The organism is Caballeronia sp. J97, from assembly GCF_905220305.1.
In the GTDB taxonomy this organism is placed as follows: Bacteria; Pseudomonadota; Gammaproteobacteria; order Burkholderiales; family Burkholderiaceae; genus Caballeronia.
Map to the genome: position 1 here is coordinate 173,848 of NZ_CAJMZL010000010.1, position 17,281 is coordinate 191,128.

The window sequence follows — 17,281 nt, forward strand, 5'->3', positions numbered from 1 at the left end:
CGGGTCAGGCAGATGCGCGCAGTGCGTGCGCGGCCGCGACCATGTTGCGCAGCGCGGGAATCACTTCGTCCCATTGACGCGTCTTGAGCCCGCAGTCGGGATTCACCCAAAGGCGCTCGCCCGGAATGCGCTCCGCCGCCTTCTTCATCAGATTCACGATATGCGCTTCGCTCGGAATGTTGGGCGAATGGATGTCGTACACGCCCGGCCCGATCTGATTCGGATAGGCGAAGTCGTCGAAGGCATCGAGCAGGTCCATGTCGGAGCGCGACGTCTCGATCGTGATGACGTCGGCATCCATATCCGCGATCGACGCGATGATGTCGTTGAACTCCGAATAGCACATGTGCGTATGGATCTGCGTTTCGTCTCGCACGCCATTGGCCGCAATGCGGAATGCTTCCACCGCCCAGCGCAGATAGTCACTCCATTGCGCGCGGCGAAGCGGCAGACCTTCACGCAGCGCGGCCTCGTCGATCTGGATCACGCGGATGCCAGCCGTTTCCAGATCAAGCACTTCCTCGCGGATCGCGAGCGCGAGTTGCCGGCACGACACCGAGCGCGGTTGATCATCGCGCACGAAAGACCAGTTCAGGATCGTGACCGGACCGGTCAGCATGCCCTTCATCGGCTTGGTCGTTTGCGCTTGCGCATACTTGATCCATTCGACGGTCATCGCCTTCGGGCGGCTGATATCGCCGAAGAGAATCGGCGGCTTCACGCAGCGCGATCCGTACGATTGCACCCAGCCGAACTGACTGAACGCGTAGCCGTCGAGTTGTTCGCCGAAGTATTCGACCATGTCGTTGCGTTCGGCTTCGCCATGCACGAGCACATCGAGTCCGAGCGCTTCCTGTTCCTTCACGGCGCGCGTGATTTCGCGTTCCATCGCGGCCCGATAGCCCGGGGCATCGAGCTCGCCCTTCCTGAACCGGCTGCGCGCATGGCGGATCTCGCTCGTCTGCGGGAACGATCCGATGGTCGTCGTCGGATAGGCGGGCAGATCGAGCATCTCCGCCTGTTTCCTCGCGCGCGCTTCATATGGGCTCGCGCGTTGGCCGAGCGCCGCGTCGATCTTCGCGAGCGCCGCCTGCACCGACGGATTGTGCACGCGCGATGAGGTGCGGCGGCTCTCGATCGCGGCCGCATTGTGCGCGAGCGCATCGGCGACGCAGCCACGGCCCTCGTTCAACGCGCGCGCGAGCACGTTCAGTTCGTCGAGCTTTTGCAGCGCGAACGCGAGCCACGATTTGATCCCGGCGTCGAGTTCGACCTCGCTCGCCAGATCGACGGGCGTATGCAGCAGCGAGCACGACGGCGCGATCCAGAGCCGGCCGCCCAACGACGCATGCAGCGGTTCGAGCCAGTCGAGCGCGGCGTTCAGATCGGTCTTCCAGATATTGCGGCCATTGATCGCGCCGACCGACAGCACCGACGAATCCGGCAACCGCGACGCCGCGCTTGCCACTTCGTCGCGTGCATGGATCGCATCGATATGCAGGCCGTCGACCGGCAGCTTGCATGCGAGATCGAGGTTGTCCTGCAACTGGCCGAAGTAAGTCGCGAGCAGCAGGCGCACGCGGCGCGCCGAGAGCGCATCGTAGGCGGTGACGAAGGCGTCGCGCCATTGCGCATCCAGTTCGGTGACGAGCGCCGGCTCGTCGATCTGCACCCACTCGATGCCGAGCGCCGCGAAGTGATCGAGCAGCGCCGCATAGACGGGCAACAGGCGCGGCAGAAGCGCGAGCCTGTCCGAGCCGTCCTTCGCCTTGCCGAGCCACAGATACGTCACCGGCCCGATGATGACCGGCTTGGCGTTCACGCCGAGCGCGCGCGCTTCGCCGAGTTGCTCGACCAGACGCGATGTATCGAGTGTGAACTGCGTCGCCGCATCGAACTCGGGGACGATGTAGTGATAGTTGGTATCGAACCACTTCGTCATCTCGCCGGCGGCCACGCCGCCACAGCACGCGGCATGTTCGTCGGCGCTCTCGGATGAACGCCCGCGCGCGACGCGGAAGCTGTTGTCGAGCGCGTCGCCGTGAAAGCCGCGCACGCGCTCGGGCAGATTGCCGAGCGTGAAGCTCATGTCGAGCACTTGATCATAGAAGGCGAAATCGCCGACGGGCACGAGATCGAGGTGCGCCTGATCTTTCCAGTGCCGCGCGCGCAATTGCTTGCCGGCGGCCTTCAGCGCGTCGCGCGACGACTGGTTTTTCCAGTAGTTTTCGAGAGCGAACTTCAGTTCGCGTTTCGCGCCGATGCGCGGGAAGCCCAGGTTATGTGTCGTGACCATCGTGTGTCTTCTTGTCGAAATGAGGGCGAATGACCGCGATGATAGAATTTTCGATGCATGAATAAAAATGGTTTAATTTCATGCATCGATTAACTTTATTCATGGAGACGCCGATGCTCGAACGCGCGCATCTGATGGTCGTCAGAGAGGTCGAGCGACAAGGCTCGCTGACCGCCGCCGCCGACATGCTCAATCTCTCGCAGTCGGCGCTGAGCCATACCGTGAAGAAGCTGGAGCAGCAATTGGGCACGCCGGTGTGGACGCGCGAGGGGCGCAGCATGCGGCTCACGCAGGCGGGTCAGTATCTGCTCGGTCTTGCCAACCGCATGCTGCCGCAATTCGAACTGGCCGAAGCGCGCATGAGGCAATATGCCGAAGGCGAACGCGGCAGTTTGCGCATCGGCATGGAATGCCACCCGTGCTATCAGTGGTTGCTCAAGGTCGTGTCGCCGTATCTCGCGCGCTGGCCGGATGTCGATGTCGACGTGAAGCAGCGCTTTCAGTTCGGCGGCATCGGCGCGCTGTTCGGTTACGACATCGACGTGCTCGTGACCCCCGATCCGCTGGAGAAACCGGGCTTGCGTTTCACGCCAGTATTCGATTACGAGCAGGTGCTCGTCGTGCCTGAACGACACGCGCTCGCCGAAGCTGCTTATGTCACGCCGGAGCAGGTCTCGCACGAAGTGCTCATCACGTATCCGGTCGAGACCGATCGCCTCGATATCTACACGCGGTTTCTCACACCCGCGAATGTCGTTCCGCGCAGGCACAAGGTGATCGAGACGACCGACATCATGATGCAGATGGTCGCGAGCGGGCGCGGCGTCGCGGCGCTGCCGCGCTGGCTCGCGGAGGAATACGCGGACCGCATGCCGCTCGCCGTGCTCAAGCTCGGCAGGAAGGGCATCGCGAAGCAGATCTTTCTGGGCACACGCGAGGCCGATGCCGGCATCGACTATCTTGCGGCGTTCATCACGCTCGCGAAGAAGGCGGACTGGGCGAAGGCGCGCGTGATTCGACAAACGTGATGCGGGTGTTTCGCGGTAAAGTCATCGGCGTCGACATGATAGGAGGCACGGATGAATGGCAAACGCATCGCGGCGGCGCTGCTATTGCTGCTGGCGTTCATGGCTCGTGCGTTCGCGCAGGAATCGCAACTCTCGGACGAACAGATGCTCGGCGTCGTTTTCGTCGCCAATCAGGCGGAAATTGCCGCGGCCAATCTCGCATTGCGCAAGACGCGCTCGAACAGCCTGCAAGTCTTCGCGAAGCGGATCGTGTCGGAACATGCGCAGGTCAATCAGGAGATCTTCACGCTCACGCAGCGATTCGGCACCCGGCCGCAACGCAGCGCGACGAGCGACGCCCTGACGAAACAAAGCAACGACGATCTCGCCGAGCTCGACCAGACCAGCACCTACGATTTCGACGAAGCGTATCTCGAACACGAAATCGTCTTTCTGCAGAAGCTGATCAATACGGTCGAAGGCTATATCCGGACGGCGCGCAGCGCGGAAGCGCGGACCTTGCTGATACGCTCGCGCCCGTCATTCATTTTTCATCTGGATCAGGCGCAACGGCTGCAAATCACGATAGGCAGCCCGGGTCTCATCCGTTGATATCGCCCATCGAAAATCGCAGGACACGGAGAAACCATGAATGCATCGGAACGCATCGACGCGTTGATCGCAGGCATCACCGACTGGCGCGGCGAGACGTTCGCCACTGTGCGCAAGGTCATCCTCGCGGCGGACGGCGGGATCGTCGAGGAGTGGAAGTACATGGGCAGCCCGGTGTGGTATCGCGATGGCATGATCGCCGTCGCCAATGCCCATAAGGGCAAGGTGAAGCTCACTTTTGCCCATGGCGCGAGCCTGCCCGATCCGGACAAGCTCTTCAACGCGGGACTCGAAGGCAATGCGCGGCGCGCGATCGATTTCTTCGAGGGCGACAAGATCGACGCGCGCGCGCTGAAGAATCTCGTGCGCGCGGCGATCGAGTTCAATCAGGCGAAATCGAAGAAGAAAGCAACCGGCTAAGCCACGCGCGCCCATGCGCCGATGAAAGCCGGCGGCTGCATGATGCCATCGAGCGCGACGATCTCATCGCGCAGGCGCGCGGCAAAAGTATCGATGCCGACCGCATCCGCGCTCGCGACGCCGAAGCGTTCGGCGAGCGGCAACAGCGTGCGCAATACCTCGGCCATGTACCGATAGGCGAACGAATCGGGACCGCCTTCGAAGCGGCCCGAAAGCAGCATCTGCGGGCCGGGCAAGCCGGCGCGTCGAAACGTCGAATAAAGCTTCGATCCCATGTCGGTCTCGACACCGGCGCGTCGAAACGTCTCTCTGATCCAGTGCAGGCCTTGCGCGCAGAGCGGCGACTCGGGCAGCGAGCGCGCGGTGCTCATGTCCATTTCGTGAAACACGAAGAGCGTGCTGGCGCCTGCCTGAGCAGCGAGGCGGCGCAAGGTCGCGGCGGGATCGGGCAGATGCAGCAGGATGAGACGGCCGATGACGGCGTCGACGGGTTCCGCGAGATCGAAATCCGCGACGCTCGCAACGTCGAAGCGCACGTTGTCGAGGCTGACGTGCCGCGCCCGTTCACGCGCTTTCTCGATCACGCCGGGCGCCTGATCGATGCCGAGCACCGATCCGCCCGGCCCCACCAGCGATGCGGCCAGAAACGAGACATCGCCTGAGCCGCAGCCCAGATCGAGCACGCGCATCCCGGGCGCGAGGCCCGCGCGGCGCAGGATGTCGTCGGTCAGATCGCCGATGAAGCGCGCCTGATTTTCGAGTCGCTGCACTTCCGGATCGGAATGGCCGAGCACGTAGGCGCTGGCGGTTGACAGAGAGGAGTTCATGAGCGTGGCCTCGCCATGTCGCGCCGCCAAACCGGCCTGGCGGCCTCGCTTTTCATGGTAGTGGCTGCGCGCCGGATTTCACGTTCCCCTCGCTGATTTTTCAGCCGGCTTTCGACGGACTGTGTCGTTTTCGGATCGAAAAGCTCGAATCATTTCTTTACAAGGACAAAACATCCAGTCACAATTCGCTCGCAAATAATAACGATTCGCATTCACACACGCAACGACATTCAAGAGAAACGAGCATGAAATCAGGTACGACGAGCCCGGTCGCGATGCGGCCTCTGAAACTGGCTGCGCTGCTGCTGTTCGCGGCGGCGCCGCTGGCCTACGCGCAATCGGCCGACGCGCCATCGGGCGCCTCGGCGGCCCCGGCTGCGAACGCTCCGGCCGAAAGCGCGCTGCCTGCGGTGAAGGTCACGGCGCAGAACGTCGACGAGCCGTATGGTCCGACGAAAGGCTACGTCGCGAAGGAATCGACCGCGCTCAAGACGGGCACGTCGCTGCTGGAAACGCCGCAGTCCGTGTCGGTCGTCACGCGCGAGCAGATGGATCAGCAGAACGCGCAGACGCTCAATGCGGCTGTGCGTTATGTGTCGGGCGTGACGCCCGAAACGCGCGGCGGCGTCGCGACACGCTACGACATGCTGAAAGTGCGCGGCTTCGACGCCGACAAGTACTGGAACGGCCTCAAGCTGCTCGACAACGGCTGGTACGCGGTGCCGCAGATCGATCCGTATCTGATGGAGCGCGTCGAAGTGCTCAAGGGGCCGGTGTCCGTGCTCTACGGCCAGGCGGCGGCGGGCGGTCTGCTCGATCAGGAAAGCAAGATGCCGACGGTCGTGCCGCTGCACGAAGTGGGCATCGAGTTCGGCAACTACGCGCATAAGGCGGCCAAGTTCGATTTCTCGGGTCCGATCGCGGGCGACGACCGCTATCTGTACCGCATCACCGGCATCGCGCGTTCGGAAGACGGCCAGGTGCAATCGACGTACAACAAGCGCATCGCGATCGCGCCGTCGTTCACGTGGCGTCCGGACAACCAGACGTCGCTCACGCTGTTCGGCCTGTATCAACACGATCCGCGCAGCACGTCGTACGGCAGCGTGCCGCCGCAAGGTACGGTGCTCTATAACCCGAACGGCAAGCTGCCGAGCGACTTCTACGACGGCGATCACAACTTCGAGAGCTTCAATCGCGTGGAGGAATCGATCGGCTACAAGTTCGATCGCAAGCTCAACAACGCGTGGACGTTCCGCTCGAACGGACGCCTGCTGCACCTCGCGCAGGACTACAAGAGCGTCTACGCGAGCCAGCTCGAAGACGATTTGCGCACGCTGGATCGCGGCACGGCGGCCTCGAAGGACAACCTCAACACGATCTCGCTCGATAACCAGATCGAAGGCAATATCTCGACCGGTCCGATCGATCATACGGTGCTGTTCGGCTTCGACTATCAGCATTACGCGAGCAACTTCGATGCGGGCTTCGGCACCGCGCCGTCGCTCGACATGTACGCGCCGAACTACAACCAGACGATCACGCCGCCGGACCGCTATCACCAGGTGCTGAGCGGCACGCAGTACGGCGTCTATGCGCAGGACCAGGCGCGCTGGGGCAACGTGATCCTCACGCTCGGCGGGCGCGAGGACTGGGCGAGCAGCGATTCGAATAACACGACATACGGCATCGTTTCGCACCAGTTCGATCGCGCATTCACGGGTCGCGCCGGTCTCACGTATGTGTTCGACAACGGCATCGCGCCGTATGTCAGCTACACGGAATCGTTCACGCCGCAGGCGGGCACCGACATCAACGGCCAGCAGTTCTCGCCCGAGAAGGGACGTCAGTACGAAGTCGGCGTGAAGTTTCAGCCGAAGGGCTACAACGCGTTTTTCTCGGCCGCATTGTTCGACCTGACGCGCAAGAATCTGCTGACCGTCAACGCGGACAACCCGAACTTCCAGTCGGCCGTCGGCGAAGCGCGATCGCTCGGCGTCGAGCTCGAAGCGAAGGCGAGCCTCACGGATTCGCTGAATGTCACGGCGAGCTATACGTACCTCAACACGAAGTACACGAAGGACAACAGCGGGCTCGAAGGCAAGTTCCTTCCCGCCATTCCGCAGAACCAGGCTTCGTTGTGGGCGTATTACACGGTCAATCGCGGCCCGCTCGCCGGCCTATCGATGGGCGCGGGTGGACGCTACACGGGCACGACGTATAGCAGCGACAACAGCTTCAAGGTGTCGAGCTTCTTCCTCGTCGATGCCACGCTCAACTATGACCTCGGTCGTGCATTGCCGCAGTTCAAGGGCGTGGACCTCTATGTGAACGCGCAGAACCTCTTCAACAAGGAATATGTCGCGTCCTGCTATTACGGCAGCTGGTGCGCGTTCGGCTACGGACGCCAGGTGTTCGCCGGCATGAATTACCACTGGTAAGCACGTTGCAACGCACCGCGTCTTTCTGACGGCGCGGTGCATCGAATCGTCGTGAGCGCCGCCCCGGCGCTTATCGCGAACGAAGCTATCCGTATCGGGATTTCTTCGTTCGCGTGTGAGGAAGCGGCTAGTACATTGATCGCTCGCCGCCGCTCTTCCACGATATCCCCGATGACGACGACAACTTCATTGCCTCGCCGCTTCGCAGCGTTCGCGTCGATGGCGGCGCTTGCCTGCCGCTGCAGCGCGGTTGCGTGACATTACATCCCATATAAAAAGGACTCCGAAATGAATGCAGTCGCCATCGAAAACGAAGCAGAATTGACCGTCAGTCCGCTTTCGGCGCATATCGGCGCGGAGATCGGCGGTGTCGATCTCACGCGTCCTTTGTCCTCCGCGCAGGCAGCCGCGATCCGCGCGGCGCTGCTCCAATGGCGCGTGATTTTCTTTCGCGAGCAGTTTCTGAATCACGAGCAGCACATCGCGTTTTCGGCGCGGTTCGGCGAGCTCACGGTGGGGCATCCGGTATTCGGGCACGTGGACGGTCATCCGCAAATCTACTCGATCTCGAAGTTCCGCAAGGCCACGCGCTTCGAAGGGCAGTCGCTCGTGCGTCCGTGGACCGGCTGGCACACGGACGTGACGGCCGCGGTGAATCCGCCGTTTGCATCGATCCTGCGCGGCGTGACCATTCCGCCGTACGGCGGCGATACGCAATGGACCAACCTGGTGATCGCCTACGAGAAGCTGTCCGCGCCGCTGCGCGCGTTCGTCGATGGCTTGCGCGGCGTGCATCGCTTCGCGCCGCCGCAAGGCTCGAGCGGCACCGATGCGTTCACGAAGGCCGTGACGGATCACACGCTCGTGAGCGAGCATCCGCTCGTGCGTGTGCATCCGGAGACCGGCGAACGCGCGCTGTATGTGAGTCCGGGCTTTCTCAAGCACATCGCGGGACTGGCGCCGCGTGAAAGTCAGGTGCTGCTCGAACTGCTATGGGAGCATGTGACGCGGCCGGAATTCACGGTGCGATTCAAGTGGGAGCCGGGCAGCATCGCGTTCTGGGACAACCGCACGACCGCGCATCTCGCGCCGACGGATATCTTCGATCTCGATTTCGATCGCCAGTTGTATCGCACGACGCTCGTCGGGGATGTGCCCGTGGGGCCGGACGGGCAGAAGTCGGCGGCGATCGAAGGCTCGCCCGTCGGCGCTGCGGCCGCGGTGGCGTTGAACTGAGAGGGAGCGGTCTTCGCCTATGAGCAGATGACGGTTTTCTTTTGATGCTCAACACGAGCGTCTCCGGTATATTGCCTCGCTGGTTCGCGCATGCGACCCGCGATATACCGATAGAAAACGAAAGGAAACCGTAGTCATGGTGTCTGTGAATCGCCGCCGATTTCTCGGGCGGCTGCTGGCCTTGGCCGGTGCGGCAGGTTCAATGGGCGCGCTGCCCGAATCGATCCGCAAGGCACTCGCGATTCCCGCGGCCACGCGCACCGGCACGATCGCCGACGTGCAGCACATCGTCGTTCTGATGCAGGAGAACCGCTCGTTCGACCACTATTTCGGGCATCTGCGGGGCGTGCGCGGCTATAACGATCGTTTCCCGGTGCCGCTTGCGAACGGGCAGCCGGTGTGGTGTCAGCCATCGAAGTCCGATCCAGCCAGACCCGTCCTGCCATTTCATCTCGACACGTCGGCGACGAGCGCGCAATGCATCGGCGATCTGGATCACACCTGGTATCCGACGCATCGCGCGATCAACAACGGACGCAACGATCGCTGGCCGGCCAACAAGACCGACATGTCGATGGGCTATCACCTGCGCAGCGACATTCCGTTCCACTACGCGCTCGCCGATGCATTCACCATTTGCGATGCCTACTTCTGTTCGATGCCCGGTCCGACGCATCCGAACCGCACGTATCTGATGACCGGCACCGTCGACTCGAGCGGCACGAAGGGCGGCCCGCTGCTCGACAATAACGACTACATCACCCATCGAAAGCCGCCTGAGTATCAAGTGCTTTCGTGGACGACTTATCCGGAGCGTCTGCAGGAAGCGGGCATTTCGTGGCGGATCTATCAGCAAGGCACGAACGGACGCGACCTCTATCAAGGCAACTTCGGCACCAACATCCTGCAGAATTTCGAGAACTACATCAACGCGAAGCGCGGCACGCCGCTGCACGATCGCGCGTTGACCGCGCGTACCTTGAATGAATTGCGTGCTGACGTCATGGCCGACCAGCTTCCGCAAGTCTCGTGGCTTCTGCCGTCGGCGATCTATTCGGAGCATCCGAATTTCATGCCGGCGTTCGGCGCGGCGTATATCGCGCAGGTCATCGATGCGCTCACGGCGAATCCGGACGTCTGGAGCAAGACCGTGCTATTCGTCATGTACGACGAGAACGATGGCTTCTTCGATCACGTGCCGCCGCCGCAGCCGCCCGCGAACGACCTGCAAGGCCGCTCGACGGTCGGCGTCGAAGACGAGTTGCATACGATCGTGAATCCCGGGCGGGGCAAGGGCTATACCGCCGACGGCCTGCCATACGGCCTCGGTCCGCGGGTCCCGATGACCGTCGTGTCGCCGTGGACCAAGGGCGGCTTCGTCTGTTCGCAGGTGTTCGATCATACGTCGGTCATTCGTTTCATCGAGGCGCGGTTCGGCGTGCACGAGCCGAACATCACGCCGTGGCGTCGCGCCGTGACGGGCGATCTGACTTCGGCATTCGATTTCGGCGCGCCGGATGCGCGCGTGCCTTCGTTGCCCGATGCCACGGCGCAAGTCTCCGCGGCGACGCGGCAGTGCATGGTCAATCCGAAGCCGATCGTTCCCGCGGTGCCGGGGACGATCGATGCGCAGGAGCCCGGCGTTCGTCCGGCGCGCGCGCTGCCCTATGAACTGCATGCGAGCGGCGCGCCGAGCCGCGACGGTCGCTCGTTCGAACTCGCTTTCGATAACACGGGCCGGCAAGGGGCGCATTTCTATGTCTACGCGATCGCCCGCGAGGATGGACCGTGGCGTTACACCGTCGAGGCGGGCAAGTCGCTCACGGCGAATTTGCCGCTCGTCGCGCAGGAGAAGAGGTACGAGTATGAAGTCCACGGTCCGAACGGATTCGTGCGCCGCTTTCGCGGCAGGGGCGAGGGAAGCGGCGTCGGCGTGACGGTTCAATACGATGTGAAGGCGACAGCCCTTCGGGTCAAACTATCGAGCGCAAGCAGCGCGCCCGCGAACGTGACGATCACCGACAACGCATACGGCGTGGCGGCGCGAAAGATCAGACTCGCGGCGCACGGCGAGCGCGCCGAGGCGTGGTCGCTCGAGCGTAGCTCGCGCTGGTACGACCTGAGCGTCACCGTCGCTGAAGATGATGTGTTCCTGTGCCGCTTCGCGGGACACCTCGAGAACGGCGAGCCCGGCGTCAGCGACCCCGCGGCGGTTGCGCCCGTAACGGTGTTGCGCTGATCAGAGCCCGTGCAGCGCGTAGGTCAGCCACGCAACCGACCTCTCCACGAACGAAGGCGCTTCACCCGAGCCGAAGAGCAACAGCGCCGCGCCCGCGCCGGCGAAGCGCATCAGCACGCCGCGGCCTATTTCGCGTCGCGGTGTGCGCAGGCTGGACGTGACATAGAACGACGCGTTGATTTGCGTCGTATGCATCATGTAGCGATAAAAGCGCGTGAAGTATTTGCGGTTCGGCTCGACATGCTCCTGCCAGAAGTCGTCCATCCCGACATCCTCGACGATGCCCGGCCGCGCATAGAACGCAGAGCCCGTCACGCACACGGGCACGCCGTGATAGAGCGCCTGCAGTCCGACAGTCGAATTGATCGTCACCACGCCCTTGCTGCGCTTCAGTAACGAAGGAACGTGCCCGTCGTGAATGTAGAGCACGCGCCCGGCCACGCCGCACTGTCTTGCAGTGGCGTGGATCGCCGCCGCGTAGTCGGAGTGTCCGCGTTCGAGCGGATGATGCTTGAAGACGAGCAGATCCGAGTCGCATGCGTGCGCGGCGAAGGACCGAATCGTGGCTGCGATGAACGCGCCGTTGTCTTTCCATCCGCTCGCATGCGTGATCTGGCTGTCGGTGCTGATCTGCAGCGGCACGAGGAAGAAATCGGGTCCATACGTGTCGAGCAGGGGAGCGATGATGTCCCGCTCCATCGAACGATAAAGATGCTTGCGATACGCGGATCGCAGCCACCGGAACATCTCCGCCATTCGGAACGGTTTATGGTGCTCGTAGTGCGGATAAAGACGACGCCCGAACAAGCCCGCCGCGAAATAGAGAAACGAATACCAGCCCATGCGCGTGAATGCCCAACGGAATTGACGTGGCCGTTGAACCTGGGGATAGATCGGCAGTGCGGCGGGCACGGCAGAGGCAAGTTGCGATGCGTGATTGACGCCGCCTGTTTCCATCGTGATCCACCACGGCCTGACATAGCCCTCCTCGAATACCACGACGCTCACACCCATCTCGCGCGCGACCGAGAGCGCGACCCGATGCATTGGACGGCACTGCCCGAAGAGCAGTATCGCGCGGATCTTCCGTTCTTCTATCAAAAGCCGCAAAAAAGCGGGCCATCTCTCGATCGATTCGTCGAATCTAATTGATGAGGAATCCCGATAGAAAAATGAATCGCCGCCGTTGAAATTGACCTTCGCGACATTGGCGCCCAGTTCGCGCATGCGATCGGCAACCTGTTTGAAAAACGGTCCGTTGGGTCCCTGAAGCAGCAGAAGATTTTGATGATGGCTCAGTTCATCAAGCCTTGAACGGGCAAAGGCGTGAGCGGGCATATGAAACGTGTTCGGGTAATTTTGACCGGGATGCGCGTTATTTTTCGCATGACCGGAAGATTTTTCTGTTTGTAATAAAAACTAATTTATCGCCGTCAACGCGTGTTGCAAATATGTTGCAAGGTTCAGCTAATTGTTTAAAAACCCGTATTTCTTACTTGGCAATGTCAAAGAATGTAACGCATAATTCATTTTTTTACCAATGTCTGTAACACATACGTAACAGAAATATGGCAAGGAGCACGAGGTGACGGCTGGTGCATGGCGGGATGTCAGTAAATTTGACAATCCTGGCTTACTTGAATCTTTCAGTTCTGAACCTGATTTCAACGCTCGATGGACGATTGAAAGGTTCGTGCAACCTCGCGCGGGCATGGCAGCTTGCGATGAATAGCGAGTTGAATACTCCCGCGCCGCGCTCGTCATGGGCGGTGATGCGCTCGGTGATCCATGCCCTGTTTCTTCGCGAAGCCGTGACGCGTCTTTCCATCGGGCGTGGCGGTTGGGTGTGGATCATCATCGAGCAGGGCGAACATATCGTTCTGCTGATCATCTGGCACGGCATCGTGCAGCACCATCTGATTCCCGGCGTCAGCGTGCCGCTTTTCGTCGGTCTCGGCATCTTGCCGTACTTCATGATGAAAAGCATCGCGTTGCGCGGGATCGACTCCATTCCGGCGAATCGTGCGCTGTTCGTCTATCGGCAGATCAAGCCCGTCGACGCGGTCATCGCGCGTGCGATTCTCGAAGGGCTCATCTTTCTCGTTGTGGGCGTCGTACTTGTGGTCGGATTCGCGCTGTGCGGCGTGGATGTTTCCGTGGGGCATCCGCTGCAGGTGGCGGGCGTGTTCATGCTTTTCTGGTTGTTCGGGCTCGGTCTCGGGCTCGCGCTTTCCGTACTTACCGAGATCGTTCACGAGATCGGCACCCTGACGCGGATGGCTTTCGGGATCATCTATTTCGCATCGAGCGTGCTCTATCCCACGTCCTGGATTCCGGCCTCCTGGCAACCCGTCTATTTCCTCAATCCGATCGTGCATGCCGTCGAACTGATGCGCGAAGGGTACTTCACGTCGTATCGGCCGAGTGATCTCGTCAGTCCCGCATATCTGATGGCGTGGGTATTCGGCTGGATACTTACCGGCCTCTTCCTTCACGTTCGCTTTGCAAAGCGGTTGGTGGAGCGATGATCGTAGTCAGCAACATGAGCAAGCGCTATCGCGGCAGCGACGATGAACGGTACGTGCTGCGAGACGTCAGCCTGAACATTCCGCGCTCGTCCAAGCTCGCGGTGATCGGCCGCAACGGCGCGGGCAAGTCGACCCTGCTCAATCTTCTCGGCGGAATGGACCGTCCCACGCGCGGAAGCGTCTCGCGGCAATGCCGCGTGTCGTGGCCGCTCGGGCTTTCGGGCGGTTTCCAGGGCTCGCTCTCCGGCGCGCAGAACGCCAAGTTCATTGCGCGCGTTCACGGCGTCGAAGACGAGGCGCTGCATCGGCACATCGCGTTCATCCGCGAATTCTCGGAGCTCGGCGATGCGCTGGAGCGGCCCGTGAAGAGCTATTCGTCGGGCATGCGCTCGCGGCTCGCGTTCGCCATTTCCCTCGCATTCGATTTCGACCTGTATCTCGTCGACGAGCTGACGTCGGTCGGCGATGCGGCGTTTCGCAAGAAGTCGCGCGATGCATTCCGCGACATCGCCGCGCGCGCCGGGCTGATCATGGTTTCGCATGACGAAGCCACGCTCAAGACCTTCTGCGACACCGCGCTCTGGCTGCATGATGGTCAGGCGCTCTGGTTCGATGATCTGAGCGAAGGCCTCGCTCGCTACAAAGAGAGTCTGTCAGCATGAACCGGGATCTACCGATGGACGTTCTCGCGCCGCGCAAGCCCACGCTGCGCGAGCGCATGAAGGCCGTGCGCTGGCGCCGCCACTGGCTGCGCGTGGTGCTTGTCGTCGCGGTTGGCATCGCATCGCTCTACTGGGGGGCGATCGAGTCGGATCAGTACGTGTCCGAGGCGCACATCGTGGTGACGCGCACGAATGTGGAAGCCAACGAGGCGGCGAGCGGCCTGCTGTCGCTCATATCGGGCTCGGGCAACTCGCGCGACATGATGCTGTTCCGCGACCGGCTGCTGTCGATCGACATGATGCGCAAGCTCGACCATCGGCTCGGCATGCGCGCGCACTACAGCGATCGCAAGCATGACTGGCTGTCGATTCTCTGGGATCGCGGCGCGCCGGACGAAGAGTTCCAGCGTTATCTGCTCGGCCGCGTCTCGGTTACCTACGACGACTACAGCCAGGATCTCGTCGTGACGGCGCAGGCCTATACGCCGCAGATGGCGCAGGCGATCGTTCGCATGTTGGTCGACGAAGGCGAGTCGGACCTGAACCGCATGGACAACGCCGTGGCGGAGCAGCAGGTGGCGTTCATCGAGAACGAACTAGTGACCATTCGCGACCGGATGTTCGCGGCGCAGAAGCGTCTGCTCGCCTTCCAGAACGAGAACGGTCTCGCATCGCCGCTCGCGACGGCGCAAGGCGTATCGGAAGTGGTCGAGCGCCTCGAATCGGAGCGCAGCCAGCTCGAAGCGAAGAAGCTCGCGATGCTCGGCTATCTGACGCCGCAGGCGCCGGACATCGTGCAGATCGAAGGGCAGGTATCCGCGCTGCAGCAACAGATCAATGTCGAGCGTAATCGCGTTGCGTCGAAGAACGGCACCGCGCTCAACCACCTCGCGGAAGAGCAGCACCGGCTTCAGGTCGAGGCGACGTTCGCGGAAGACGTCTACAAGACCGGACTCGCCGCGCTCGAAAAGGCGCGCGTCGAGGCGACACGCAAGATCAAGAGCGTTCAGGTGCTGCAATCGCCGACCCTGCCGCAGGCATCGATGCAGCCTCGGCGTCTCTACAACATTGTCGTTTTCATCATCGTTTCCTTGCTCGTGGCCGGTGTCGTTCACCTGATCGGCGCGATCATCCGCGATCACCGGGATTGACTGATTCATGTTCCGTTCTTTTGTCCTGACCTGCTTTCTCTGCGGCGTCCTCGGTTCGGCTTGCGCGCAAGCCGCATCGTCCGCGCACGGCGGCGACGTCGCAGGCGATGCCTCGACTATCAGTCGCCTGAGAACGAGCGACTTCGCCAACATGCCGTCGATGGCGCGCGGCAATGCCATGAACGTTGCCGCGCTCAATGCGGACACGCCTGGGCAATTCGAGCCGCACAAGGAGACTTCGGCCGGAACGCAGGCGAAGCTCGCCGCGCTCACGCCGTCGCAGCGCGCCGACTATCAGGCGAACAGCGCGAGTCACGTGTTCGGCGCGAATCTCTTCACGGGTGCGTTCGCGTACGGTACATCGGTCGACTTCAATCCTGGTTACGTGATCTCGGTCGGCGACCAGCTTCGCGTGCGCATGTGGGGCGGCTTCGAGTTCGACTCCGTGCTGACGGTCGACCAGCAGGGCAACATCTTCCTGCCGCACGTCGGGCCGCTGCACGTGGCGGGCGTGAGCAACGCCGAGCTTCAGCCGACGGTCACGGGCGCGCTGCGCAAGGTATTCAGCAGCCGCGTGTCGGTGTACTGCAACCTGCAGATGGCGCAGCCGGTTCGCGTGTATGTCGCGGGCTTCGTGCGTCATCCGGGCATGTACAACGGCACGTCGAACGACAGCGTGTTGCGCTATCTCGACCAGGCGGGCGGCATCGATCCGAGCCGCGGCTCGTTTCTCGACGTGCAGGTCAAGCGCGGCGAACAGGTGCGCGGCACGATCGACCTGTACGACTTCCTGTTGCGCGGCACGCTGCCTTCGGTGCCGCTCGCGGATGGCGACGTGATCTTCGTCGGCCCGCGTCATAGCACGGTAACGGTCGCGGGACTCGCGGAGAACGCGAAGCAGATCGAGTTCCTCGGCGAGACCACGCCGCTCGAGAGCATCCTCGCGGCTGCGCATCCTCAGCCTTCCGCGACGCACGTGCGCATCACGCGCAATACGGGGCCGACGCTGAATGTCGAGTATGTCGCGCTCGCCGACGCCGCCAATGTCAGGCTGCAAAACGGCGATGCGATCAGCTTCACGGCGGACAAGCAGCCCGGCACGATCACGGTGCGCGTGGAAGGCGAGCATCTCGGCCCGCAGGAATACGTGTTGCCGTACGGTAGCCGTCTGGGCAGCCTGCTGCAGCAAGTATCGATGACCGAGCGCTCGGATGTCGCCGACATTCAACTGTTCCGGCCGAGCGTGAAGCTGCGCCAGAAGCAGATGCTCGACTCCGAGCTCAATCATCTCGCCGAGGCGGTGCTGACCGCGCGCTCGGGCACGCAGGAGGAAGCGGCGCTGCGCAAGGACGAGGCGAGCCTCGTGCTGCAGTGGGTCGAGCGGGCGAAGCATATTCAGCCGCTCGGACAGACCGTGGTCGGCAAGCCCGAGATTCGCGATCAACTGCTGCTCGAAAACGGCGATGTGTTGTTCGTGCCGGTGAAGGACGGGCTCGTGCTGGTGGGCGGCGAGGTGCTGTTCCCGACGGCGATCGCGGCGGACTCGAGCTATTCGGTCGAAGACTACATCGGCAAGGCGGGCGGCTTCTCGCAGGACGCGGATACGTCGCGCGTCGTGGTTGCGCATCTCGACGGCACGTTCAGCGACGGCAAGCGCGACAAGACGGTCGTCGCGGGCGATCAGATCATGGTCCTGCCGAAGGTGGACTTCAAGACGCGCCAGTTCGCGAAGGATGTCTTCCAGATTCTGTATCAGATCGCGATCAGCGCGAAGGTGGCGCTCGGACTCTGAGCGTGAGCAGGTTTGCAGGGAACAACGAAAGAAAGTGGCCACGCGCCGGTTGCGAGGCCGGCAATCATTC

Annotated in this window: 13 protein-coding genes; 10 read left to right on the forward strand and 3 right to left on the reverse strand. The window is 62.2% G+C overall.

The window, feature by feature from the left end:
- Nucleotides 1-4: 4 nt before the first annotated feature.
- Nucleotides 5-2,296 carry a 5-methyltetrahydropteroyltriglutamate--homocysteine S-methyltransferase gene (gene metE / locus U4Y90_RS15825; RefSeq protein WP_321795792.1) on the reverse strand — a complete coding sequence of 764 codons (2,292 nt, stop codon included), beginning with the start codon at nucleotides 2,294-2,296 and terminating at the stop codon, nucleotides 5-7.
- A gap of 113 nt (nucleotides 2,297-2,409) precedes the next feature.
- On the opposite strand from metE, the gene U4Y90_RS15830 reads away from it, so the two are divergent.
- The 3 genes from U4Y90_RS15830 to U4Y90_RS15840 are packed head-to-tail and all read left to right on the forward strand — an operon-like array spanning nucleotide 2,410 to nucleotide 4,335.
- Nucleotides 2,410-3,324, forward strand: a complete 915-nt coding sequence (locus tag U4Y90_RS15830) for a LysR family transcriptional regulator (protein ID WP_321795794.1) — start codon at nucleotides 2,410-2,412, stop codon at nucleotides 3,322-3,324.
- A gap of 51 nt (nucleotides 3,325-3,375) precedes the next feature.
- The gene (locus U4Y90_RS15835) at nucleotides 3,376-3,915 is read left to right on the forward strand and encodes a DUF4142 domain-containing protein (protein WP_321795796.1); all 540 of its coding nucleotides are present in this window, start codon (nucleotides 3,376-3,378) and stop codon (nucleotides 3,913-3,915) included.
- Nucleotides 3,916-3,951: 36 nt separating this feature from the next.
- Complete coding sequence (locus U4Y90_RS15840; RefSeq protein WP_321795798.1) at nucleotides 3,952-4,335, forward strand: DUF1801 domain-containing protein; 384 nt, start codon at nucleotides 3,952-3,954, stop codon at nucleotides 4,333-4,335.
- On the opposite strand, the gene U4Y90_RS15845 is transcribed toward U4Y90_RS15840, so the two are convergent.
- Nucleotides 4,332-5,162, reverse strand: coding sequence for a class I SAM-dependent methyltransferase (locus U4Y90_RS15845; RefSeq protein ID WP_321795799.1), 831 nt, complete (start codon nucleotides 5,160-5,162; stop codon nucleotides 4,332-4,334). The two genes, U4Y90_RS15840 and U4Y90_RS15845, sit on opposite strands and share 4 nt — an antisense overlap.
- A 245-nt stretch (nucleotides 5,163-5,407) precedes the next feature.
- Here U4Y90_RS15845 and U4Y90_RS15850 point away from each other — a divergent pair, with 245 nt between their 5' ends.
- The 3 genes from U4Y90_RS15850 (at nucleotide 5,408) to U4Y90_RS15860 (ending at nucleotide 11,078) form a co-directional block, all read left to right on the forward strand.
- Nucleotides 5,408-7,603, forward strand: a complete 2,196-nt coding sequence (locus tag U4Y90_RS15850; protein ID WP_321795801.1) for a TonB-dependent siderophore receptor — start codon at nucleotides 5,408-5,410, stop codon at nucleotides 7,601-7,603.
- Between the two features lie 288 nt (nucleotides 7,604-7,891).
- Nucleotides 7,892-8,839, forward strand: coding sequence for a TauD/TfdA dioxygenase family protein (locus tag U4Y90_RS15855; protein WP_321795803.1), 948 nt, complete (start codon nucleotides 7,892-7,894; stop codon nucleotides 8,837-8,839).
- A gap of 136 nt (nucleotides 8,840-8,975) precedes the next feature.
- A complete protein-coding gene (locus U4Y90_RS15860; RefSeq protein WP_321795804.1) occupies nucleotides 8,976-11,078 on the forward strand; it encodes a phosphocholine-specific phospholipase C in 2,103 nt (700 codons plus the stop codon).
- Here U4Y90_RS15860 and U4Y90_RS15865 read toward each other — a convergent pair whose 3' ends face one another.
- Complete coding sequence (locus U4Y90_RS15865) at nucleotides 11,079-12,416, reverse strand: capsular biosynthesis protein (RefSeq protein WP_321795805.1); 1,338 nt, start codon at nucleotides 12,414-12,416, stop codon at nucleotides 11,079-11,081.
- 398 nt (nucleotides 12,417-12,814) lie between these two features.
- Between U4Y90_RS15865 and U4Y90_RS15870 the strand changes: the two genes are divergently transcribed.
- From U4Y90_RS15870 to U4Y90_RS15885, 4 genes are read left to right on the forward strand one after another with little or no spacing between them, the layout of a single operon-like run.
- Nucleotides 12,815-13,606 (forward strand): ABC transporter permease, encoded by a 792-nt coding sequence (locus tag U4Y90_RS15870; RefSeq protein ID WP_321795806.1) that lies wholly within the window; start codon nucleotides 12,815-12,817, stop codon nucleotides 13,604-13,606.
- Nucleotides 13,603-14,268, forward strand: coding sequence for an ABC transporter ATP-binding protein (locus tag U4Y90_RS15875; protein ID WP_321795808.1), 666 nt, complete (start codon nucleotides 13,603-13,605; stop codon nucleotides 14,266-14,268). Before U4Y90_RS15870 ends, U4Y90_RS15875 begins: the two co-directional genes overlap by 4 nt.
- Nucleotides 14,265-15,419: a chain-length determining protein gene (locus U4Y90_RS15880; protein ID WP_321795809.1), complete on the forward strand. Its 1,155-nt coding sequence runs from the start codon at nucleotides 14,265-14,267 to the stop codon at nucleotides 15,417-15,419. Before U4Y90_RS15875 ends, U4Y90_RS15880 begins: the two co-directional genes overlap by 4 nt.
- 7 nt (nucleotides 15,420-15,426) lie before the next feature.
- On the forward strand, nucleotides 15,427-17,211 hold the full coding sequence (locus U4Y90_RS15885) for a polysaccharide biosynthesis/export family protein (RefSeq protein ID WP_321795810.1): 1,785 nt from the start codon (nucleotides 15,427-15,429) through the stop codon (nucleotides 17,209-17,211).
- Nucleotides 17,212-17,281: the final 70 nt, after the last annotated feature.